Here is a 22,493-nt window from a genome sequence, read left to right on the forward strand (position 1 = left end):
CTAGACGGCCAGACGTTTGCGGCCTTTTGCGCGACGTGCGTTGAGCACATCACGGCCACCACGGGTAGCCATACGAGCGCGGAAGCCGTGCGTACGCTTACGGCGAACGACGGAAGGTTGGTAAGTACGTTTCATGTTGGTCTCGCTAAAAACAAAAAAAATGCAAAATCGGGTCTGACGTCCCGTCAGTTTTTGGTGCCAATGACAATCGCGCACTTATGCCAAGGCACAAGCTGGCCAATCTCATCGCCCGCTGAAACGCGTAGCAAATCTGCTACTGCGTCGTTAATCCACGCTTAGTCCATATTGTCGTTCCAAATGAATAAACACGGAATACGGGCGGGGAACCCTGAATTATTCAGCATATGGCCCCCTGTTGTCAAGGATTGCCGTGATCGCCAGGAATTTTCCACGCATCATCATAGGGCGCTATGCCGCATCAGTGCTCGATAACGGCGAAAAACAGCAAGGATAAGTCGCGTCTTATGCACATGCCGTCACGCGCCCCACATAAAAATAAGCGGCGCGCCTGTGGATAACTTTGGCGGTCGGGAGTAGAATAGCGCGTTACGTGTGGCGAGCCCTCGCGCGACGCCGGCCTTGCAACACGGTGAACGCAGGGCAGAATCGATACGCCCTCCCACACCTTTTCACATAGACGATTCATGGATAATTTCTGGCAGGCCTGTTCCGCGCAGTTGGAACTGGAGCTGACACCGCAACAATTCAGTGCGTGGATAAAACCGCTTATCCCTCTCGATTACGAAGAGGGCAAGCTGCGCATTGCTGCGCCCAATCGATTCAAGCTCGATTGGGTCAAGACCCAGTTCGCCAGCCGCATTACCGCATTGGCCATACAATATTTCGAAGCGCCCACGGACGTGCAGTTCGTGCTCGACCCGCGCCCGGCATTGCCTAAAAAACCAGTTGCCGCCAGCACCCCGGCCAGCGATCCGAATGGCGGCGCGCCCAGTGCGCGCAGCGCCGTGGAAGCGCCCCCGAGCGTGCCGGAACTGAGCATAGGCGCCGCCCCGCGCCGTGAGCAAAGCCGCATCAACACCGACCTGACCTTCGACAGCTTCGTCACCGGCAAGGCCAACCAATTGGCACGCGCCGCCGCGATCCAGGTGGCCAACAATCCGGGCGTGTCCTATAACCCGCTGTTCTTCTACGGCGGCGTGGGCCTCGGTAAAACTCACTTGATCCATGCCATCGGCAACCAGGTGATGGCCGACAATCCGGGTGCGAAGATACGCTACATCCACGCAGAACAGTATGTTCGCGACGTAGTGACCGCTTACCAACGCAAGGGTTTCGACGACTTCAAGCACTACTATCACTCGCTCGACATGCTGTTGATCGATGATATTCAATTCTTCGGCGGCAAGAGCCGCACGCAGGAAGAGTTCTTTTATGCGTTTGAAGCACTGATTGCCGCCAAGAAACAGATCATCATCACCTCGGATACCTATCCGAAAGAAATCACCGGCATGGATGACCGCTTGATTTCGCGCTTCGACTCGGGCCTGACGGTGGCCATCGAACCGCCGGAACTGGAAATGAGGGTAGCGATCCTGTTGAAAAAAGCCAAGCAGGAAGGCGTGACCTTCTCGGACGACGTGGCCTTCTTTGTCGCCAAACACTTGCGCTCGAACGTGCGCGAGCTGGAAGGCGCGCTGCGCAAGATCCTGGCCTACTCGCGTTTCCATGGCAAAGACATCACCATCGATATCGTCAAGGAAGCCCTGAAGGACTTGCTGTCGGTACAGAATCGCCAGATTTCCGTGGAAAACATCCAGAAAACGGTGGCCGACTTCTTCAACATCAAGGTGGCCGACATGTATTCGAAGCGCCGTCCGGCAAATATCGCCCGGCCGCGCCAGATCGCCATGTATTTGGCCAAGGAATTGACGCAAAAGAGCTTGCCAGAGATCGGCGAACTGTTCGGCGGCCGCGATCACACGACCGTGTTGCACGCGGTGCGCAAGATCGCGCTGGACCGCACAAAAAATCCGGAATGCAACCACGAACTGCATGTTCTGGAACAAACGCTAAAAGGCTAAAGCACGCTGCTGCAAGACTGGCTCAAATCGTGCTTTACCCTTATTATCTGGAAGAGAGTCCGCGGCCGATCCGTCGGACTTTGCAGAGCAGCTTCCAGAGCAACATTGTTAAATAAATACGTTAAACTAAGTATTGTTAAACCTATAGATTGAGGATAAATATGCAATTGGTCAAAACCACCCGAGATACCCTTCTCCGGCCACTGCAGATCGTGAGCGGTATTGTCGAGCGTCGGCACACTATGCCGATTCTGGCCAATATCCTCATCCGCAAAGACGGTGAAAATGTCTCCTTCCTGTCCACCGACACCGAAGTGCAGATCACCACGCACGCGGAAATCGGTTCGGGCGCCGATGTGACGGGCACTACCGTGGCCGCACGCAAGCTGCTGGACATTCTGCGCGCGCTGCCGGAGTCGGGCGACGTCACGATGACCCTGCTGAACAAGCGCCTGACCGTGCAAACGGGCAAGTCGCGTTTCGCGCTGCAAACCCTGGCAGCGGAAGAGTTTCCAACCGTGCAACAAGCGGAAAGCTATAACGCCACCGTCACCCTGCCCCAAAAAACCCTGAAACACCTGTTCAACATGGTGCATTTCTCGATGGCGCAGCAAGACATCCGCTACTATCTGAACGGCTTGCTGCTGGTTCTCGATGGCAATAACGTGATCGCCGTGGCCACCGATGGCCATCGCCTGGCTTTCTGCCAGGTGGCGACCGAGCAAACTTTTGCGCGCCAGGAAGTCATTATTCCGCGCAAGACCATCATCGAACTGCAGCGCCTGCTGGAAGAAAACGATGAACCGGTACAACTGGACATCGCCGCCAACCAGGTGAAACTGACTTTTGCCGACATCGAGCTGATCTCGAAACTGGTGGAAGGCAAGTTCCCTGACTACACGCGCGTGATTCCAAAGGGCTACAAAAACGACTTCACCATCGGCCGCGATGAACTGCTGCGCTCGCTGCAACGCGCCGCCATCATGACCAGCGACAAGTTCAAGGGCGTGCGCTGCATCATCACCCCGGGCAGCATGAAGATCAGCTCGACCAATGCCGACCAGGAAGAAGCGGTCGAGGAACTGGAAATCGACTACGGCGGCGATTCCGTCGATATCGGCTTCAACGTGACGTACTTGCTGGACGTGTTGAACAACCTGAAGTGCGAGTATGTCAACATCGCGCTGGGCGACTCGAATTCGTCCGCGCTCATTTCGATTCCAGACAATGCCGACTTTAAATATGTCGTCATGCCAATGCGGATCTAGATGAGCATCAACGCGGCGCCCACCCTGTGACAGGGCGGCGCCGCGTCAGCAATTCCCGAATCAATCAGTAATCGTTATTTGAGAAAGCAGTCCATGTCCGAGAATCCACAAGACACCCCGATCCAGGCCAAAACGGAAGAATACGGCGCCTCCTCCATCCAGATCCTGGAAGGCCTGGAAGCCGTACGCAAACGCCCCGGCATGTATATTGGCGACACCTCGGACGGCACCGGCTTGCACCATCTGGTGTTCGAGGTGCTGGACAACTCGATCGATGAATCGCTGGCCGGCCACTGCACGGAAATCCACGTCACCATCCACGCGGATAATTCGATCTCGATTACCGACAATGGCCGCGGCGTGCCGACCGGCCTGAAAATGGACGACAAACACGAGCCGAAACGCAGCGCTGCTGAAATCGTCATGACCGAGCTGCACGCCGGCGGCAAGTTCGACCAGAACTCGTATAAAGTGTCGGGCGGCTTGCATGGCGTGGGCGTATCGTGCGTCAACGGCTTGTCGAAACTGCTGAAACTGACCATCCGCCGCGACGGCAAAGTCCATTACATGGAGTTTGTGCGTGGCGTGCCGCAAAACCGCATCGTCGAAATGCGCGATGGCGTGGCCGTCTCGCCTATCCAGGTCATCGGCGACACCGACAAGCGCGGCACCGACGTGCACTTCTGGGCCGACGAAGAAATCTTCACGCACGTGGAATTCCACTACGAAATCCTGGCCAAGCGCATCCGCGAACTGTCCTTCCTGAACAATGGCGTCAACATCAAGTTGTCCGACCAGCGTACGGGCAAGGAAGAAGTGTTCGCTTTTGAAGGCGGCACCCGCGGTTTCGTGGAATACATCAACAAGGCCAAGTCGGTCTTGCACCCGACCATTTTCCAGGCCACCGGCGAGCGCCAGTCGGACCAGGGCACCAATATCACGGTCGACGTGTCTATGCAGTGGAACGATGCCTACAACGAACAAGTACTGTGCTTCACGAATAACATCCCGCAACGCGACGGCGGCACCCACTTGACCGGCCTGCGTGCTGCGATGACGCGCGTGATCAACAAATACATCGATGAACACGAATTCGCCAAGAAGGCGAAAGTGGAAATCAACGGCGACGACATGCGCGAAGGCCTGACCTGCGTCTTGTCGGTGAAAGTGCCGGAACCGAAATTCTCGTCACAGACGAAAGACAAGCTGGTGTCGTCCGAAGTGCGCGGCCCGGTCGAAGAGATCGTCGCCAAGACCCTGGCTGATTACCTGCAAGAAAAACCGAACGACGCCAAAATCATTTGCGGCAAGATCGTCGAAGCGGCGCGCGCACGCGAAGCGGCCCGCAAGGCGCGCGACCTGACCCGCCGCAAAGGCATCATGGACGGCCTGGGCCTGTCGGCCAAGCTGGCAGATTGCCAGGAAAAAGACCCCGCCCTGTGCGAACTGTACATCGTCGAGGGTGACTCGGCAGGTGGCTCGGCAAAACAAGGACGCGACCGCAAGTTCCAGGCAATTCTGCCACTGCGCGGTAAAGTGCTGAACGTGGAAAAAGCCCGTTTCGAAAAGATGCTGTCCTCGGAGCAGATCACCACCCTGATCGCCACCCTGGGCACCTCGATCGGACCGGACGAATTCAACGTTGAAAAACTGCGCTACCACCGTATCATCATCATGACCGATGCGGACGTCGACGGCGCCCACATCCGCACCCTGCTGCTGACCCTGTTCTACCGCCAGATGCCGCAACTGGTCGAGCGCGGCCACATCTACATCGCGCAACCGCCGCTGTACAAGGTCAAGGCCGGCCGCGACGAGCGCTATCTGAAAGATGACGCCGAAGAAGCCACCTACATGATGACGGTGGCCCTGAACTCGGCCGTACTGGTGCCGCGCGAAGGCGCAGAAGGCATTGCCGGCGACACCCTGGCCGAACTGGTACGCAAGTTCAACCTGTCGAACAGCATCATGACGCGCTTGACCCGCGTGATCGACCGCGCCGCCCTGACCGCCATCATGACCGGCGTGCAACTGGATTTGAGCACCCTGGAACTGGCGGAAACCTCGGCTCAGGCCCTGCAAGCCGCCATCAATGACAACGCCGTCAAAGTGCACGTGCGCTCCGACGAACTGTCGGAAAAACACCTGCTGCGCGTCGAGCGCATGCATCACGGCAACATCAAAGTCAGCGCCATTGACGCCGACTTCGTGCAAGGCCCCGACTACGCCGTGCTGTCCAGCGGCGCTGCCACCTTCCAGGGCCTGATGGGCCCAGGCGCATTCGTGCGCCGTGGCGAAGGCGACCGTATGAAAGAAACCGCCGTAGTCGACTTCCACCAAGCCATCCAATGGCTGCGCGACGAAGCCGAACGCACCGTCTCCAAACAGCGCTACAAAGGACTGGGCGAAATGAACCCGGAACAACTGTGGGAAACCACCATGGACCCAACCGTGCGCCGCTTGCTGAAAGTGCAGATCGAGGACGCAATTGCTGCGGATCAGATCTTCACTACGCTGATGGGCGATGATGTTGAGCCACGGCGTAACTTTATTGAGACCAATGCGCTGCGGGCGGGAAATATTGACGTTTAAGCGATATTATTGATAGAGGGGCGACACGATGTGTCGCCTTTTTTTATCCAATTGAATGGCACGATGACATCCCCCTAACCGATACAATCAAAACGCGACAGCTCTGATGGAAATGTCTTGTCTGCTCGTTGAGTCGTCTACATAGCAACCCGAGCTCCGCAAAGAAGAGCTGGGCAAGCTATATTCCGGCAGCATGCTTACCCGAGGAAAATCTGCACCCCGAGTTAACCCGCTGCTTGACGAAAGCCTTCGTCCTCGGCGGTTTTCCTGATCGCAGCCAGCCGTTTCCAATCTTTCTGCAATGCGATTTTCATGAACCCCTGAAGAGTGCTTGCCTTTAGGACGAGTGCACGATCCGTCGGTGACAAGTATGCGCTACTCTTTGACCAAGAATAAAGCGACGTCCAGTAGCCTGATTCAGTCAAGTGCAGCAGCTTGCTCTGCAGGTCGATAGCGTCGTCGACTTGGCCCTGCTTTCTGCCATCTACTTTTTTTTCCTCATGAGAGTCTTTGGAGATTGCGATGCCGTGAACGGTGCTAGCGTAAGGGATTTCGATCGCAGCGATGGCATCCCAGCACTCTGGGCGCTTGCACCATTCACCGATGTTCCTGACCCCATTTGGTGGTGAAAGTAAGGTGTTCTGCACTAGCGGGACAATTTCTTCAAGCCTTGCCGCAACTTCCGAACCAGCATCTTGGCTATTCCATATACGCTCAAGATCGAGTTCCTCACGCATATTCCTGATGTCATGGAAAAGTTTTGCAATTGTGTAGGTAACAATATTGATTCGATATCCGCCCTCATACCATGAGCCGCGGCCGGCATCAACCGTTTCTTCCATTTTCTTCCAGACGAGACACACCGCTGCCATGCTGCGAAAAAAAGATTCGCCGTAGTTGGGACTAATACGTTCCCAATGCTCGAACTCGGATATCTCCGCATTCCCGCTGGAGAATGCGCCCGCGAACTTCGTAAAATTCTTCTGCGCACCAAGACTTACCCAGTGTGGCTTTGTATCCCACGTATGGGCGTACTTAGCCAGATCTGTTTTGCTTATAAGCTGTTCTGCAGGATACTCCCGCTCGAACACCGCTTTCTTGGATTTGTCGAGATAAAGCTTACCATTCTGGTACTGACCACGGGCCCGCTCGTAGAACCATTTGCTCTGAATACGATGACCGGCACGTGCGGGCGTAAGCAGCCTGCGCGAAATTTCTTCCATCTTCCTGTGGAACGGATGATTTGAGAAGAAGTCCGCTGCCGCCACCTTGTTCTGAGTGTTGGCGAACTCGGCAATGCTAGGGATCAGCTCCTGCGCCCTGTCCGGTAGGACTCTTGTGAGTTTCATCGGCACCGACACGCCTGTCAGACTAAGATGGTCCTTCTTGCGGGCACTAAGTATGCTGGCCGTGGTCTGGCCTCCATTTACGATTTGCAGGTCCGTCAACCCCGTGATCATTAGCTGGCCATCGCGTGACTCAACCTTTACATCCGAGGCAGTTGCAGCTATACCGTTGTTATAAGCAAAAAATAGCCCCGGTTCATCTTGTATCGTGGTGCGAATGCCCTTGTTGACTCCACCTTTCATTCCAAGAAAAGCGCGCACATTGCCTTCGAGAAGACGGCTTCCGTAACGTTCAAACATGTCGGCCAGTTGATCTCCTTTTACGACACATAGATAGGAGCAAATATCACCGCTCTGGGCTGCCTCAAGGCACGGAATTGCTGTGCCTCCAGCCTCTTCAAGATCGATCCTTACTGCTTCGCGTTCGCGCCCGGAGTCATACAACGCGGTCAAGCGGTTTAAATCCCAGATGTGTCGTTCTACGGGGATTCCTGCAATATCGTCTCTAGCGTCTTCCTTGAAGCGACTACTCAGGGAGAGGTTGCTGAAGATATGGATACGAATGCGGTTGATCCGGTGTACTTCGCTATTAAGCTGGAGCGCTAGATCATAGGCATCATTTGCGTGAGCAATGCTCTCGTGCAAGCTGTTCTCGACTGCCTCACGAACAAAATTTTCCACCCACGCGGAAAGCTGATCGACCACGGCGCTTCCAAGCGTCTGCGGCACCGTGATGTCCTCCCACTTTCCGATGACAATACCGACGGTGCCGTCGGATTCGTCGACCGGTGTAAAGCCGTGCAGTTTCAGTGTCCTGTTTTTCGTCCCAGACGACTGGTATTCCGCAGACCGGAATTCACCGAACACGGGGTCTTCTGCGAGTCTGTCGGCTACTTCATGTACGAAGGCCAAGGTATCGACGAGATGCCTAGCAGAGCTTCGTCGTGCCACCATCTGCCTCAGTTCGCCAAGAAAGTCTTCAGGCTGCATCTTGGGTCTCCAGTATCCTGAATTGCTCGAGCGAGGAGAACAGGATGGAATAACTAACGTCAGGAATCCCGACCGGCAGGCTGACCGGAGTAATTCGGGGAAAGGCTGGACCCACAGTATAGAGCCGCATCTCGAGTGTGGAGTACGCTACGCTTCGGTAATATTCGTGTTCCACATAGCCTGACTCGAGGAGCTTTTCCCGGAACATAGCAGCGCCACCCGGAACAACCGCCAAGAGCTGTTCAATACGCGCCGCAAGCAGGGGCAGTGTGAGAGCACCGGCTTCCTCCGTCGGTGCCTCCCGCAGTACGTACGTGCGAAGTACCAGCGGCAATAGACAGTCCAGCTGTTCGGCGGAAGAAATACTGACTGTCAATGCGTTGGCAGATACTGCTTTTACCTCGACCGCATAATTGGAAAACATAAAATCCTGACTTGTACCTCCAGGACCTGTCCAAGCTAATACTGATAGCAATGGCTTGTCAGGATGGAGTCGGATAAACTCTTCCAGCGCAATTAACTCTCCTATCAAACCCTTAATCTGGAATTTTTGCAGCAGCCCATTTCCACCGTCCCGGAAAAGCCGCTTCCAAAGCATCAGGCGCTCCCGAAACAGAGCAACAAGGGCCGTTTCACTGGGAATCTCCGCAGCCGCGTCAACCAAGTCTTGGCACAATCGGCCGAACACGCTTTCGAGTCCTTGGCCTGCCAGCCGCAACCCCATCAGCCATCGACCTGCAGAACGCTGAAAACGTACATAGTCAAGCGCATCAGTATCACCATCAATCGATGGAGGAAGTGCGCTCAAGCCGAAGGCGAGCATCGCAAGCCCGCTCCCATCGATAGCGGCATAGATATCGAAGGGGTGATCCGGATCGAGCCTGACCAGTTTCCACCCGTTGTCATTGGAAGGACTAGTGATAGCCTCGTCCCGGATGGCTCTCCATATATCCTCAATCTTCGTCATCATCATCTTCTCCTGCATCATCGCCGAACAGATCCCGCAGCGCGACCTGGTTTAGTCGGTATACGACTGTCTCTCCTTCCGATAGTGGATCGAAATCCGGGAAACTGAGGCTGATTGCAACCATCGGTTCCGTACCGATTTCCGAGACATCCATCATGCCCTTACCTTGGCTCTTCTTACTAAGGTTCTTTTCAATCCGCTCTTTAGCCTGGATGAAGTGAATCGTCAGCAAAGGACGCAAGCGGAACCTCCGGTATTGGTGTCCCGGCACCGAGCGCGTTTTCTGATCCTTCTTATTCTGCTGCTCCCAATCAAGTTCGGCAGCTTGAATCTCCTTGGCCTCCATCTTTACAAGCTCATCGCTTGTATCACCGACCCTCTGCTTGTTCAGCCTGAGATATGAAACTCCTTTTGGTACTTTCTCGAATTGCCGTTTCCGACAGCGCACTGTCCCGAAACTTCCGTTGACGAGTGGTACCGTTATGCCTGCTACGATCTCGCCCAAGCCTTGCGGAATGGACAAGTCCCATTTTTCAAGCGCGGCGTATCCGTTACCTTGTATGAAACGCACCAAGGGGCGGACACCATCCTCTGAGTCCGGAATAAACTCCGTATTCATGTTGCTGATATTGAGCGCTGAAAGGATGGTGGCGATCCGACTCTTGTCAATTCCAGACCAGACAAAACGGTTACCAACCATTTCGGCCCCCCCTTGTTCAAGCACAAATTTCTCAACCAATCGGACATTCTCTGCGTTTAGGGCAGGAACCCGCGGAACGCTTGCAGTCTCAATGCCAGATGCACTGAATGATACGGAATGCTCCACGTCCTGGCCGCTTCGCATCTTGTTCTGGGCGGTGACGATTAACGTATCCGGATGTGACTTAACCCGAATGCCAAATTTCGATGGAGGTAAGCGATTGGCACTCATGCGTCGGAAGTCGGTACGCAGTTCTGCGACCGCTTGGGCGATATGTTCATACCACTCTTGGGTATCGGCATCCATCCAGATACGGAACAAATCGTCATATCCAGCACGGTAACCAAACCAGCGCCCCATCTGCAGAAGGGTGTCATATGCTTTGGAGTTGCGATAGAAATAGCTAACGCTCAGGCCCTCCAAAGTGATTCCCCGGGATAACGTGAGTCCCCCTACCGCAATGACACGGCGACCTTTTTCGGTATCGCGATAGGTCGAGTAATCGAGCTTTTCCTCCGGCGGTGATTTCTGATTGATCGTTACGACTTTGATAGAAGCAACAGAGTCATTAAGAGTCTTGCGGATCTGGTCCCAAGTGACTTCCACATTTTTGAACTCCTCGTCCCAAGCGGTCTTCAGACTAACGAGTTCTGGGTGAGTGCGCCACGATCTCCCGGCGAGATACTGATGAATTTCCTGTTTCAGAGTGTAGAGAAAACTATTGATCTTCTCTGATACGCGTCCCTGCACATCGGTAAAGCGACTCACGTTAACGAGCATCGAGCGATGCTTCAGCTCTTCACCGCGAATATCGCGTATGGCACAGGTGAGCAAAAACACACGGACAGCGTCGTGCAGGCTCTCAGGCAATGCGTCTACAATATGGTCTTTCTTGTGGACATACGGAAAGCTCTCTTCCACGTCGGTGATGTCACGAAGCTGGTGATAATACCTGCCATCTTCGAGAAAGATGCTCGAGGCGCCGATGTAATGTGATGGCGTGTTAAGGCTATAAATGAAATTTGACGGGAAGAGATCCGTTTCATTGTCCGGATTGATGAAAACATTGGCAAATGGCGTCGCGGTGTAGGCCACGTAAGATGAACGGGAAAACTTCCCGATGGCTTGGCGGATGAGGCGGTTGATCGTCGCTGGTTCTTGACCTTCCTTTCGAACGTTAACCGAGGCGTTGTCTGCCTCGTCGTCTATAACAAGCAGCGGCATGTCGTGGACGGCGTGGCCCGTCAGTTTAAGTTGTGCCTCAAGCCAGGCGACGAGATTCTCCAACGGCGCTTTATTTTTTTTCATGACAAACAAGATTGGCTCGCTGATGTTTGCCAAGGGAATGCCGTTGAGTACTTGGGCATTACTGGTAAGAAAATCACGCTCGACTGACGTTAGCACGTTAGCGGAACGCTTTCTATTGATTCCTGCTCCAATGGCTTTGCTCTCGCGATCGCGGGCAAGAAGCTTGCTGCTATCTCGCCCGACGAATCCCAAATCGAGCCGCTCTTGGGTCTGCTTGCGCAAATCCTCAATCACACCGGTCAGCAGTACTATTACACGGTAACCGGCATCTGCGGCCTTGGCGATCAGTCCGCTGTAGCTTGCCGTTTTGCCAGATTGCACATCGCCCATCACCAGACCTCGGATTCCCCATGACTCCTCTCTGACGGGATTGCCGCATTCTGTCAGAATGCCATCTGTGTCCTCGTCGAGCACGCGGACAACGTTGGGACTCCAGCCCTGGCTCTGTAGCAACCGCCTGTAGCTATCCCAGTAGTTCCATTCGATACTACCCTTTACATCGGAAACCCAAGGTGCAAAGCTGCTCTCACGTACGACCTCACCGACCGTCATGCGGATGCCGATTGTCGATTCCAGCTTCTTGCATACGTGCGCCAAGCCTTCTTGACCCAAGCCTGTATCGAGCAGAGCCAGCTTCCCAAGCACTTCTTGAAGAAGTTCGTCAGTAAGCGTCCGTCCATTGATTAACATCATTGCCATTCCAACGTGATCCATTGAAAAACTGCTCATTGTTCAAATTCCTTCAGAAGCTGTTCGTGATATTGAGGAAAACGTGCAACTGGATCGAGGGCGATCACGGTCTTGATCGTGAATCCGGTAATTTCCATAATTCTTGCTGCGACGGTGGCTGTCTCCGCATATCTATCCTCTAGTTTTGTCCTCCGATCACCACACATGTCGGAGTAGATTGATTCCAGCGGCAGCGCGGCCGCCACCAGATCGAGGATATGTTGCAGCGCTTTTTGTGCTGACCCATCAAGAGTGTCCGTCAGACTACGGATGATCGAATGATCCGGATTAAGCTCATAGCGGAAGGCTCCAGGCGAAGGCTCGATTCGATCCCAAAGGGGCTCGAAGCCAGGAGGTTGCTTCTGCCGGCGCCCAGGAAAGGTAACCGTCTTCCTGCTGGTACCGGCGAAGTGGGGAATCAGTTCGCGCAGACGGTTTCTGATAATGTCAGGTGGGTAGGCTGCCGATTTCTTGATGTCCAGCGACCACAGGTGGTCAAGGGTATTGGGGATATCGACCTGCACGCGCGTCAGCTTAAAAAATTCTTCCTTTGGGACTAACCGAAACCAAGTACCAGAAATGACCAGCCGGCGGTTACGGTAAACATAGAATCCTTGACTGCTGCGTAGACCCTCGCGACCTCCTGCATACTCTGCCTCATCTCGCGTCAGATAGTTCATGTGCGGTAGCACGTAAGGCTGCACCTGAATGGACTGTCCGTTCACGCTGATAGTCTGCCCTTCCAGCGGCTGGGTGAAGCTATTGCCCTTCAGAAATGGATCGATAGATTTCAGTGGCAATCCGTTAATCGCAATGGCGACAGGAGGGCTACCAGCCTCTCGTCGGGTGTAACGGTGAAACACAAAGGAAAGGTGTTGATGTAGATTCGCCATTCGCGCCGTCATCTCTGTAGCAGGATCGAGTGAGCCCGACATAAGACGGTCCAGCTGCTGCCAAACCACCAGCGTTCCTCTTTCCTGTCCCCGCAGTTCTTCGTACAGCGGCAGCTCCCTGCATTCACGTAAGTCAGGTACCACTACAACCCAGCGCTTTTCGGCACGTACTACGTCCAGATCCCAGCAACGGACATGAACTTTGTTTTCCTGCTTGGTGACGACAGTAAGGCGGCGGCACTGGGATAGGGAGGCCGTTTTCAGTCCGAGACCAAAACGGCCGAGATCCTGTGCCGAGCGGGCATCAACCGGGTTGCTGCTGCCGTGACGCATCGCCTTAGTGAGACCTGCAGCGCTCATGCCATGCCCGTCATCAAGGACTGCGACAAACGGTTCGCCGGTGCCGTCATACTCAATATTAACGCTAGTTGCACCTGCAGAAATGCTGTTGTCGATGAGATCTGCCAAAGCGGTTTCAGGGGTATATCCAATCGCGCGCATGGATTCAATAAGGCTTACTGGATCTGGAAGCACTTCAAGCGTCTTGGCCAAAAATTTATTTCCTCGATAGAGTTGTAATTACTGCCCTCGCTCGCAGGACATCGACGATATTTAAAAGATTCAGGCTGGACGGCTTTCTGAGATGCGCTGCAAAATACATTTGCACGCCCCACGCAAACTTTACCTACAGAAAAGCGATGGTTTAACTCGGCCCATTAAATAATTAACCATTCGCAATTTCTTTTCTAGAATACATCTTTATTAAAGCCACAACAAGCGTCTTCATCGGGTATTGTTTATACAAAAGAGTACGTCAAGGGCATCCAGAATCATACTCTGGAGTATGCTGCGACTGGGGGAGCTACAAAATTCTCACCATACTTTCCCTGATTTCCAACGGGATTTCAATTAAAAGAGGGTATTAGTGAATTTATTGCAGTATTTTTAGAATAACACCACTTCCCTAAACATTTCTGATTGCTGATTTGACTGCCCGACGTTTCTGTCGCTCTTCGTAGCTTAGGCAAGAAAGTACAGCTTTCAGATGCCACGATCTGTTGACGGAACAAGCGCTGAATTTAAGTGTGTTAGATGAGGACGATTGAAGACACGAACGACAGAGTTAGCCGCAACGCAATCGGATAAACGCCGGCTAATCAACGTCCTACTACGTGATTTCTCGAGCGAGCCGCTGAAGTCTGTCATCCGGTTCGCGTTTGAGTTCGCACTCCCACACAACGATAACGCGCCATCCTGTTGTCTGCAAAGCAGCAAGATTCTTGGCATCGCGCTCCAAGTTGTTCTGGAACTTCGTTTTCCATCGTTCGGTATTCGATGCAGGTTGCGTCGCAAAGCGACAGCCAGCGTGTTGATGCCAAAAACATCCGTGCACGAAAATCACTACGCGGTATTTTGGCAATACAAGATCTGGCGAGCCGGGTAGTTTACGCACGTGCAGTCGGTAGCGGAAGCCCTGCCCATGGAGGTATCGTCGTACAGCCATTTCGGGTTTCGTATTTTTCGACTGAATCCCTGACATCATTCTCGACCGAGTCTCCGAATCGACTATGTCCATTTTTCCTGGTATCCTATGGGTCTATACGAGTTTTTATCTAAGGCAAAGTTGCTCATCAAACAGAAATCCAGTTTTACGGGAAATATTCCTATCGTTGACCTCTTTGCTGGCCCAGGAGGTCTTGGCGAAGGATTTTCGTCAGTAGAAAATGATCCTTTCAGAATAATTGTATCGGCAGAAATGAGTTCTTCTGCGCACAGTACACTTCATCTGAGAGCTTTCTATCGTCTACTCAAACGTCGAGGCGAAAATTCCCTTGAATCTTATTATCTTTTTTGCAATGGCGAGTCGGAATGCCCATACGACAACACCAACCATGACGCATGGGTAGAGGCAGGCGAAGAAGCGCTGCAACTGGAGTTGGGGAAGCCTCATGATAACGATAAGCTTGACCGAAGAATTTCCGCCCATGAGCTCGGTCCAGACACTCCATGGGTACTAATTGGCGGACCTCCATGTCAGGCATATTCGCTCGTGGGGCGAGCTCGAAACCGCGGCAAGGTCGAGTACCGTGCTGAAGACGATCATCGTCATTTCCTCTACAAGGAATATTTACGGATCATTCAGAAATACCGTCCTGCAGTATTCGTAATGGAAAACGTAAAGGGTATTCTCACAGCAACTGTTAGTGGAAAGAAAATTTTCGAAACGATCCTCAAAGATCTTTCGGATCCTGATAAGGCAATGAAAATGCCAGCCTCCGGAAGCGGATACCGTATCCATTCGCTTACCTGTGCGACCAGCTATTCCGCCAAGGACGCTCCTCGCAATATCGATGTGCACGATTTCGTCATCAAGGCAGAACAGCATGGGATACCACAAGCACGGCACCGTGTGATTCTCATCGGCGTTCGTGAAGATATAGGCTTGCCCCCCCCTGGGCAGATCGCGAAAGCACGTGAGGTCACCGTAGAGCAAGTTATTGGTTCTCTACCCAAGCTACGCAGCCGGCTCAGCAAGGAGCCTGATTCGGATGAAGGTTGGGGGGACGTGGTGGCAAATCACTTTAGCGAAATGGCACATGAGGTCAAGGAAAACCACGGACATGCTGGATTGCAGGAGGTACTCAAAGAAGCATCTGTTTCAATCAAACGAGGACTCGGCACGGGTAACAAGCAGCTTGGTATCCTAAAACAGGATATGGAGAGTCCGGAACTACTCAATGGCTGGTATCACGATCCACGGCTTGCGGTCTGGCTGAACCATGACGCCAGAGGACATATGCGCACCGATCTGCGGCGCTATGCTTACGCTGCGGCGTTTGCCGACGCGTTTGGCAGGTCGCCGAAGGGACACGTCGAATTCTCACTGCAGGGATTGAGGCCTAATCATGATAATTGGGAAACGGGCAAGTTCTCTGATCGCTTCCGTGTCCAGTTGCGCGGACGGCCAGCCACGACGGTCACTAGTCACATTTCCAAAGATGGTCACTACTTCATCCATTATGATCCAAAGCAGTGCCGAAGCCTGACTGTGCGCGAAGCAGCCAGGCTGCAAACCTTCCCGGACAACTATTTTTTTCAAGGGAATAGGACCGAACAGTTCCATCAGGTAGGAAATGCTGTTCCCCCTCTTCTCGCAAAAAAAATTGGAGATATTGTCTATGCTCTATTGGGAGGCACCGATGCCGGCGTCTCAAGCTCTGTGCAACAGGATATAGGGGAACAGGTCACGGGGTAGAGACCCGAAACTTGATCAACATTGAACTTGATGAATATTGACGTCCTGGCGTGGAGAAAACCTACTAAATCAATTTTTTGGCCCCCGTCCCCGCAGCCGGTGTCACGCCCTCCCACAGGTGAAAGGCCCGCGCAAACGAGTTGACTTCTTCGAAGTCCAGCAAAAAAGCCACTTCGCCTATGCCTAGGCTGGTGACTTTCAGCAGGCGGCTGGCGGATTGGTAGTGTACTTCATCGGGCACGCCATGGTCGCGATCAGGGTGCGGCTAGCATCATTGTTCGATAGCCCGAGGTCCAGTCCCGGCAATAGTATCGCCAGGAACTGGACATTGCGCTTAACCATGGGCAGCGCCAGCGCAGCTTCGTCGAAAACCATCACGTCGTGCGGAGCGTCGAAACAAATATCGCAGCCGAAGTGCTGTTGCAACATGGACTCGTGCGCGGGTTCACGGGTCAGTTAGATGCGGCGCGGCTTGATGGGGGTATTCGTGCCTTGCTGGGCGACTTTGTCGATGCCTGCAAAGATCAGGTCGGTCAGCAGCGCCGGTGGTTCCTCATTAGCCAGCAGCCATTGAAAACGCAAACGCGCTTCGCCATGCGCAATGTCGAGCCAGACTTTTTCCGGGGAGACCAGGCGCTTGTAACGAACCAGGCGTTCCAGCCCTTCGCCCAGGGTATTCGAGTGCAGCGCGGCGAGCGAAGCCACGTTCTCTTCATCGGTCAGTGCGGCATGACCCAGTCATGGTTCGACGCATGGAGCGTTGGACATCAAAATGCTAAACAGGTTCTTTGCGCATACCCAAGGACCATTGATGGATCAGAGGAAAACCAGTAGCGCAGCTAGCACGCAGACCAAACAAGAATTGACATGACGATTAATCTGTAATAAAGTCACCGACACACAAACCAATTATCTCACCATGCCTACCAGTACCCGCTTCGCCGTTGCCGTCCATGTCCTCGCTGCGCTGGCCGTCAGTGGCGACAAGCCATTGCGCTCCGAAGATCTGGGATATTCCGCGAACACGGGCGCTGTCGTTATCCGTGGCTTGCTGTCGCGCCTGAACGATGCGGGGTTGACGCGCTCGCAACTGGGGGCTGGTGGTGGCGCCATGCTGGCAAAGCCTGCGGCCGAGATCAGGCTGCTGGACGTGTATGCGGCGGTCGAGGATACGGAACTGTTTTCCGTGCACCGGACGCCGCCTTGTGAAAGCTGCGCTGTGGGCGGCAATATTCTCGATGCGCTGCAGCCTGCACTGGCCCGTGCGCGTGGCGCGCTGGAGGATGAATTGGCAAAAACCACCGTTGCGGATATTGCGCTGGAAGTGTCGCGTCTGGGGAAATTTTCCATTCCATTGATTTGGTGATTTTTTTATTTATAAATGTCGATGTGTCATAAACACACATTCTTCGTGCGAGCGACGCATGCAAAGGACCGCCAGCCGGCAGGGGCGCTGACGGCTCTTCTTATTAGCCCCTCACATCCACAGGAGTACATCATGAGTATAGGTATTATCGGCGCAGGCGCCCTCGGTTCCAGCATTGCCCGCCTCCTGGCAAGGAACGGCATTGCCGCCACCATTGCCAACCGCCGCGGTCCGCAATCACTCGCGGCGCTGGTGCAGGAACTGGGGCCGGCCATCACGGCAGGGACGGTCGAAGAAGCGGCCAGCGCGGATATCGTCTTTCTTGCCTTGCGCTGGGCCGATGCCAAGCAGGCTTTGGCTCACTTGCCGGCCTGGCATGGACGTATCGTGATCGACGGCATCAACCCGGTCGAATTCCTGGACCCCAATTCGCCAGATGCCAAGGATCCGGCCAATCCGCTGGCCGCTTATGGCATCAAGGCCATCGATCTTGGAGCACAGCATTCCAGTGAATTGATCAGCCAGTTGCTGCCTGGCGCGCGCGTGGTCAAGGCATACAACCACCTCGACGCGAATGCCTACGCGGAAGCGGAAGCGAACGGTGGCAAGCGCGTGCTGTTTTATTGCGGCGATGACGCAGCGGCCAAGTCGGCAGTGCGGCAATTGATCGAAAGGACGGGTTTCTTCCCGGTGGACCTGGGCACCTTGGACGCGGGAGGCCGATTGGCCTCGCTGCCGTTTGGCGCCCTGTCAGCACATAATTTCATCCGGCTCTAAGGGCAACTCACGCTGCGGCGTTCAGCCGCCACCCCGCCGGCGTGACGCCTTCCCACAAATGGAAAGCACGGGTGAAGGAGTTGACTTCCTCGTAGCCCAGCAGGAAAGCGACTTCGCCTATGCCCAGGCTGGTGGCTTTCAACAGGCGGCGGGCGGATTGGTGGCGCACTTCGTCGAGCAGGTCCTGGTGCGTGGTGCCCAGTTCGCCCAGGCGGCGCTGCAAGGTGCGCACGCTCATGCCAAGCGACTTGGCTACCTTTGATATCGCGGGGCGTTCACCAGCCATGGTCTCGACCAGCGCGTCGCGCACGTCGTCGACCAGGGTGCGGCTGGCATCGTTGTTCGATAGGGCGAGATCCAGTCCCGGCAAGAGTATCGCCAGGAATTGGGCATTGCGCTTGACCATGGGCAAGGCCAGCGCGGCTTCGTCGAAGACCATCACGTCGTGCGGGGCGTCGAAGCAGATTTCGCAGCCGAAATGCTGTTGCAGCATGATTTCATCCGCGGGCGCACGGGTCAGTTCGATGCGGCGCGGCTTGATGGGCGTATTCGTGCCTTGCTGGGCCACTTTGACGATGCCTGCAAAGATCAGGTCGGTCAGCAGCGCCGGCGGTTCTTCATTGGCCAGCAGCCATTGAAAGCGCAAACGCGCTTCGCCATGCGCAATATCAAGCCAGACTTTTTCCGGACACACCAGGCGCTTGTAGCGGGCCAGGCGCTCCAGCCCTTCACCCAGGGTATTCGAATGCAGCGCGGCAAGCGACGCCACGTTCTCTTCATCGGTCAGCGCGGCATGCCCCAGTTGCAAGCCCAGGCCCGGATCGGCGGCGGTCTGTTCGACAGCGCGCCACAAGGCGAAAAACTCGGCCGTCGTGCCTTCCGGCCTGGCAACGTTGAAGCGCGAGCGCGGCAGTTTTGCCAGGCGCAGGACGGCATCGACATCGAGGCCGGTTTGCGCAAGATGCTCGAACAGCACCATGGGTATGGGGACACGGTCAGCCATCGTAGGGATTAGAAAGTAGTGAAGAAAGGACCAGGGACGCCTACAGTAGCATGTTGTCCCTGGCCATCTCAATTAAGCTAATGGACGTTCGTCTACCCAATCGACCAGCAACTGGCGCTCCGAGAACAGCCAGACGCCATCCGCTTTCACGAAGGTATCGTGATAACGGATCGAAGCGATCATCAGGCGGCGCTTGCCGTCAGCCACCGTTACATGGTGCGCCAGGCAATATGCCACGCCGGTGGCGGTGTCGCCCGTCAAGCTCAAGATGGTGCTCTGGCCGATAAAGTGAGTCGTCGCTTCGTACTGATTCAGGGCCGCGAATACGAGAGCGAGGTCCTGGCGCGTGTGCAAGTCCATCGATGGCGTAGGGTCCTTGGCGTCCATGAACACCACGAAATGCGTGTCTTCGGTGAACAGCGCCATCTGGCCTTCGGCATCGCGGCGGTCGGCGCAATAGGCGTAGGCCTCGACGAGTTCACGGATGGCCAGACGATCGGCAGCTTCTGCTGGGGAAATGGTGATGTGCTTGCTCATTAGAATGCTCCTTTGGATTCGAGGATGGCGCGTGGTTCCAGATACGCCTCAATGCCGTAGCGGCCATATTCGCGGCCGACGCCGGAATGTTTAAATCCGCCCCAGGGCGCTTGCGGATCGTCCGCCATATTATTGATGACAACGCGGCCGGCGCGCAATTGGACGGCAACGCGGCGTGCGCGCTGCAAGTCGGTGCCGATCACGGCGGCGTGCAAGCCGTAGTTGGAATCGTTGGCGATCTGGATCGCGTCTTCGTCCGTGTCGTAGGCAATGATGGCCAGCACGGGGCCGAAAATTTCTTCCTGGGCAATCGTCATATCGTTTTTCACGTTGACGAAGACCGTCGGTTTTACGAAATAACCGGCTTCAAAACCTTCTGGATGGCCAAGGCCTCCGACCAGCACTTCGGCTCCTTCCTCGATACCCTTGCGGATATACGACTGCACGCGCTCATACTGGTTGAGCGACACCATCGGCCCCACCGCCGTCTTCGGGTCGGCCGGATCGCCGACGGCAAAGACGCGCATCACTTCCTGCGTGACTTGCTTGACTTCTTCCAGGCGGCTCTTTGGCACCAGCAAACGCGTGCCGGCGGCGCAAGCCTGGCCGCTGTTGAGGAAAGCCATGATCAAGGCCGATGGGATCGCTTGGCCCAGGTCAGCGTCGTCCAGCACGATGGTGGGCGACTTGCCGCCCAGTTCCAGGGTGACGCGCTTCATGGTCGCCGCGCCTTCGCGCATGATGTGTTGACCAACGCCAACCGAACCCGTGAACGAGATCTTGTCCACGTCCGGGTGGCGCACCAATTCCGCGCCAACCACGTCGCCGCGCCCCGTGACCACGTTGAGCAAGCCCTTGGGCAAGTTGGCCGCATGCAGCGCTTCGAGCAAGACGCGGGTTTGCAGCGAGCATAGTTCGCTGGGCTTGACGACAACAGTACAACCGGCGGCCACGGCCGAGGCCAGTTTCAGGCAAATGAACAGGGCGTTGGCGTTCCACGCGGTAATCAAACCGGCGACACCGACCGCTTCCTGGGTCACGGTGGTAGTGCCCCAACTGCTTTCCAGCGGCATGTCTTGCAGTGCAACTTCTGCCGCATGGAAGGCGTTGATGGCGGCTTCCACGATCAGGCGGGAAAACTGCACTACGCCGCCATATTCTTCCACCATGGCGGCGGTCAGGTCATCCACGCGGGCCGAAGTGGCGGCATGCAGGCGGCGCAGGATTTGCGTCCGCTCTTCCTTGCTGGACTGGCTGTAGCTGGGGAAGGCGCGTCTGGCGGCAGCGATGGCAAGCCGTGTATCTTCCTCGTCGGCCAGGGTGGCGTGGCCGATGACGGCGCGGTCGGTGGGGCGGATGATGTCGACGACTTCACGGCCGTGCGACTCGACGAAAGCGCCATTGATGTAATGGGTGGTGATGGTCTGGATCGTATCTTTTGCAACAGAGGTGTTCATGGCTAACCTTTATGGAATGATGGGCAGCAAAGGGACGATAGCCCCGTCAAGCAAGCCACTTTGAGGCCCGCTGACAGTGCACAAGTCCAGAGTAAAACTACTGCGCGCCACGCGCCAATCAGATCGCGCCAAAGTTACATCACATAACGCCAAACTGTATCGCTGCTTTTTATCTCCTCAAATCAAGCGGTAAAACTGTCGCCTGGCCCCTGGCTAGCCAGCAGTTTCTGCAAAGCTCCTTCGTTCAGCGATGGCTGGCTTTTGAAAGCTTCTGAAAAGAAATCCATGAAGACGCTGGCCCTGCGCGGCATCAGCCTGGCCGCTGAATAGACAATCTGGATCGGCACCGGCTGCGGGCTAAAATCGGTCAGCAGCAGCTTCACCTCACCACGGCGCACGGCGTCTTCGAACATCCACAGGGGACCATAACCAATACCCAGGCCATCGATCACGGCCTGATACACGCCATCGAGCGTGTTGGACTTCAGGCTACCCTTGATGGCCACCTCGCCATCGCTGAAGAGCCAGGAGCTGCCAGCGGAAAACAAGGTATAGGCGATGCAGTTATGCTGCGCCAGGTCTGTCGGCAGCTTCGGCGCCGGATTCTTTTGCAGGTAGCCGGTACTGGCGACACATACACGCTCGGACGCGCCTATGCGCCGGGCACGCAGGTTGCTATCTTTCAAGGTACCGATGCGGATGGCCAGGTCGATCCCGTCTTCCACCATGTCGATAAAGCGGTCACTGATCTGCACGTCGATTTCCATCCCGGGATGCTGTTCCAGAAATGTCACCACCCATGGCAGCAACTGGGTGCGGCCAAGTGAAGTGGGGCAACTCACTTTCAGCACGCCGCCGGGTTTGTCTTCTCCCCGGGCATTGGATTCAGCCTCGGCAATCGCATCGAGCACTTGCCGCACTTCCGCGTAGTAGCGCTCGCCTTCCGCCGTCATCGTCAGCTTGCGCGTCGAACGGTGCAGCAGCCGCGTACCGAGATGCTGTTCCAGCGCCGCAATGTTACGGCTCACGTTAGGTTGCCCCGTGCCCAGCTCGCGCGCCACGGCCGAAAAGCTGCCGGTTTCCACCGCGCGCACGAAGCATTGCATGAGTAAAAGACGATCCAATTGATGCTCCTTTAGCTATAGCTACCGTCACTACCAAGCTTATTCATGCCTTTTAGGCATAGGCATTATACGGCTGGATGGTCTTATCGGCGGCTAGCCCCGCCCCGATACTTGCTT

The 22,493-nt window shown here is 55.2% G+C and carries 18 protein-coding genes; 6 read left to right on the top strand and 12 right to left on the bottom strand.

Annotation, left to right across the window (positions count from 1 at the left end; all coding sequences use genetic code 11):
• Positions 1 to 135, bottom strand: coding sequence for a 50S ribosomal protein L34 (gene rpmH, locus HDE75_RS25860; RefSeq protein ID WP_010401996.1), 135 nt, complete (start codon positions 133 to 135; stop codon positions 1 to 3).
• A 530-nt stretch (positions 136 to 665) separates the two neighbouring features.
• On the opposite strand from rpmH, the gene dnaA reads away from it, so the two are divergent.
• From dnaA to gyrB, 3 genes are all read left to right on the top strand, one after another.
• Entirely contained in the window at positions 666 to 2,063 is a 1,398-nt protein-coding gene (gene dnaA / locus HDE75_RS25865; protein ID WP_183682773.1) for a chromosomal replication initiator protein DnaA, read from the top strand.
• A 161-nt stretch (positions 2,064 to 2,224) separates the two neighbouring features.
• Positions 2,225 to 3,331: a DNA polymerase III subunit beta gene (gene dnaN / locus HDE75_RS25870; protein ID WP_092801273.1), complete on the top strand. Its 1,107-nt coding sequence runs from the start codon at positions 2,225 to 2,227 to the stop codon at positions 3,329 to 3,331.
• 93 nt (positions 3,332 to 3,424) lie between these two features.
• A complete protein-coding gene (gyrB, locus tag HDE75_RS25875) occupies positions 3,425 to 5,923 on the top strand; it encodes a DNA topoisomerase (ATP-hydrolyzing) subunit B (protein ID WP_183682776.1) in 2,499 nt (832 codons plus the stop codon).
• A 224-nt stretch (positions 5,924 to 6,147) separates the two neighbouring features.
• Here gyrB and HDE75_RS25880 read toward each other — a convergent pair whose 3' ends face one another.
• The 5 genes from HDE75_RS25880 to HDE75_RS25900 all read right to left on the bottom strand — a co-directional run bounded on the left by HDE75_RS25880 (position 6,148) and on the right by HDE75_RS25900 (position 14,432).
• Complete coding sequence (locus HDE75_RS25880) at positions 6,148 to 8,259, bottom strand: AIPR family protein (RefSeq protein ID WP_183682779.1); 2,112 nt, start codon at positions 8,257 to 8,259, stop codon at positions 6,148 to 6,150.
• Positions 8,249 to 9,229, bottom strand: a complete 981-nt coding sequence (locus HDE75_RS25885) for a PD-(D/E)XK motif protein (protein ID WP_183682782.1) — start codon at positions 9,227 to 9,229, stop codon at positions 8,249 to 8,251. Before HDE75_RS25885 ends, HDE75_RS25880 begins: the two co-directional genes overlap by 11 nt.
• Positions 9,213 to 11,963, bottom strand: a complete 2,751-nt coding sequence (locus HDE75_RS25890) for a Z1 domain-containing protein (RefSeq protein WP_183682785.1) — start codon at positions 11,961 to 11,963, stop codon at positions 9,213 to 9,215. Before HDE75_RS25890 ends, HDE75_RS25885 begins: the two co-directional genes overlap by 17 nt.
• Positions 11,960 to 13,408 (bottom strand): ATP-binding protein, encoded by a 1,449-nt coding sequence (locus HDE75_RS25895; protein WP_260174441.1) that lies wholly within the window; start codon positions 13,406 to 13,408, stop codon positions 11,960 to 11,962. Before HDE75_RS25895 ends, HDE75_RS25890 begins: the two co-directional genes overlap by 4 nt.
• Before the next feature lie 616 nt (positions 13,409 to 14,024).
• A complete protein-coding gene (locus HDE75_RS25900; protein ID WP_183682788.1) occupies positions 14,025 to 14,432 on the bottom strand; it encodes a very short patch repair endonuclease in 408 nt (135 codons plus the stop codon).
• Between the two features lie 48 nt (positions 14,433 to 14,480).
• On the opposite strand from HDE75_RS25900, the gene HDE75_RS25905 reads away from it, so the two are divergent.
• Positions 14,481 to 16,112 carry a DNA cytosine methyltransferase gene (locus HDE75_RS25905; protein ID WP_260178642.1) on the top strand — a complete coding sequence of 544 codons (1,632 nt, stop codon included), beginning with the start codon at positions 14,481 to 14,483 and terminating at the stop codon, positions 16,110 to 16,112.
• Between the two features lie 198 nt (positions 16,113 to 16,310).
• On the opposite strand, the gene HDE75_RS25910 is transcribed toward HDE75_RS25905, so the two are convergent.
• Together HDE75_RS25910 and HDE75_RS25915 are read right to left on the bottom strand one after the other, a co-directional pair.
• Positions 16,311 to 16,541: a hypothetical protein gene (locus tag HDE75_RS25910; RefSeq protein WP_183682794.1), complete on the bottom strand. Its 231-nt coding sequence runs from the start codon at positions 16,539 to 16,541 to the stop codon at positions 16,311 to 16,313.
• Between the two features lie 27 nt (positions 16,542 to 16,568).
• Positions 16,569 to 16,817, bottom strand: a complete 249-nt coding sequence (locus HDE75_RS25915; RefSeq protein ID WP_183682797.1) for an AraC family transcriptional regulator ligand-binding domain-containing protein — start codon at positions 16,815 to 16,817, stop codon at positions 16,569 to 16,571.
• Positions 16,818 to 17,031: 214 nt separating this feature from the next.
• On the opposite strand from HDE75_RS25915, the gene HDE75_RS25920 reads away from it, so the two are divergent.
• Together HDE75_RS25920 and HDE75_RS25925 are read left to right on the top strand one after the other, a co-directional pair.
• A complete protein-coding gene (locus tag HDE75_RS25920; RefSeq protein WP_183682800.1) occupies positions 17,032 to 17,478 on the top strand; it encodes an Rrf2 family transcriptional regulator in 447 nt (148 codons plus the stop codon).
• A gap of 132 nt (positions 17,479 to 17,610) precedes the next feature.
• Positions 17,611 to 18,255: an NADPH-dependent F420 reductase gene (locus HDE75_RS25925; RefSeq protein WP_183682803.1), complete on the top strand. Its 645-nt coding sequence runs from the start codon at positions 17,611 to 17,613 to the stop codon at positions 18,253 to 18,255.
• Between the two features lie 7 nt (positions 18,256 to 18,262).
• Here the strand turns inward: HDE75_RS25925 and HDE75_RS25930 are convergent, their stop codons facing one another.
• The 4 genes from HDE75_RS25930 to HDE75_RS25945 all read right to left on the bottom strand — a co-directional run bounded on the left by HDE75_RS25930 (position 18,263) and on the right by HDE75_RS25945 (position 22,376).
• Positions 18,263 to 19,258 (bottom strand): AraC family transcriptional regulator, encoded by a 996-nt coding sequence (locus HDE75_RS25930; RefSeq protein WP_183682806.1) that lies wholly within the window; start codon positions 19,256 to 19,258, stop codon positions 18,263 to 18,265.
• Positions 19,259 to 19,330: 72 nt separating this feature from the next.
• The gene (locus HDE75_RS25935) at positions 19,331 to 19,795 is read right to left on the bottom strand and encodes a nuclear transport factor 2 family protein (RefSeq protein ID WP_183682808.1); all 465 of its coding nucleotides are present in this window, start codon (positions 19,793 to 19,795) and stop codon (positions 19,331 to 19,333) included.
• A complete protein-coding gene (locus tag HDE75_RS25940; protein ID WP_409254939.1) occupies positions 19,795 to 21,225 on the bottom strand; it encodes an aldehyde dehydrogenase family protein in 1,431 nt (476 codons plus the stop codon). Before HDE75_RS25940 ends, HDE75_RS25935 begins: the two co-directional genes overlap by 1 nt.
• A 209-nt stretch (positions 21,226 to 21,434) precedes the next feature.
• A complete protein-coding gene (locus tag HDE75_RS25945; protein WP_183682814.1) occupies positions 21,435 to 22,376 on the bottom strand; it encodes a LysR family transcriptional regulator in 942 nt (313 codons plus the stop codon).
• Positions 22,377 to 22,493 lie beyond the last annotated feature (117 nt).

The organism is Janthinobacterium silvisoli, assembly GCF_014200725.1.
GTDB lineage: Bacteria > Pseudomonadota > Gammaproteobacteria > Burkholderiales > Burkholderiaceae_D > Janthinobacterium.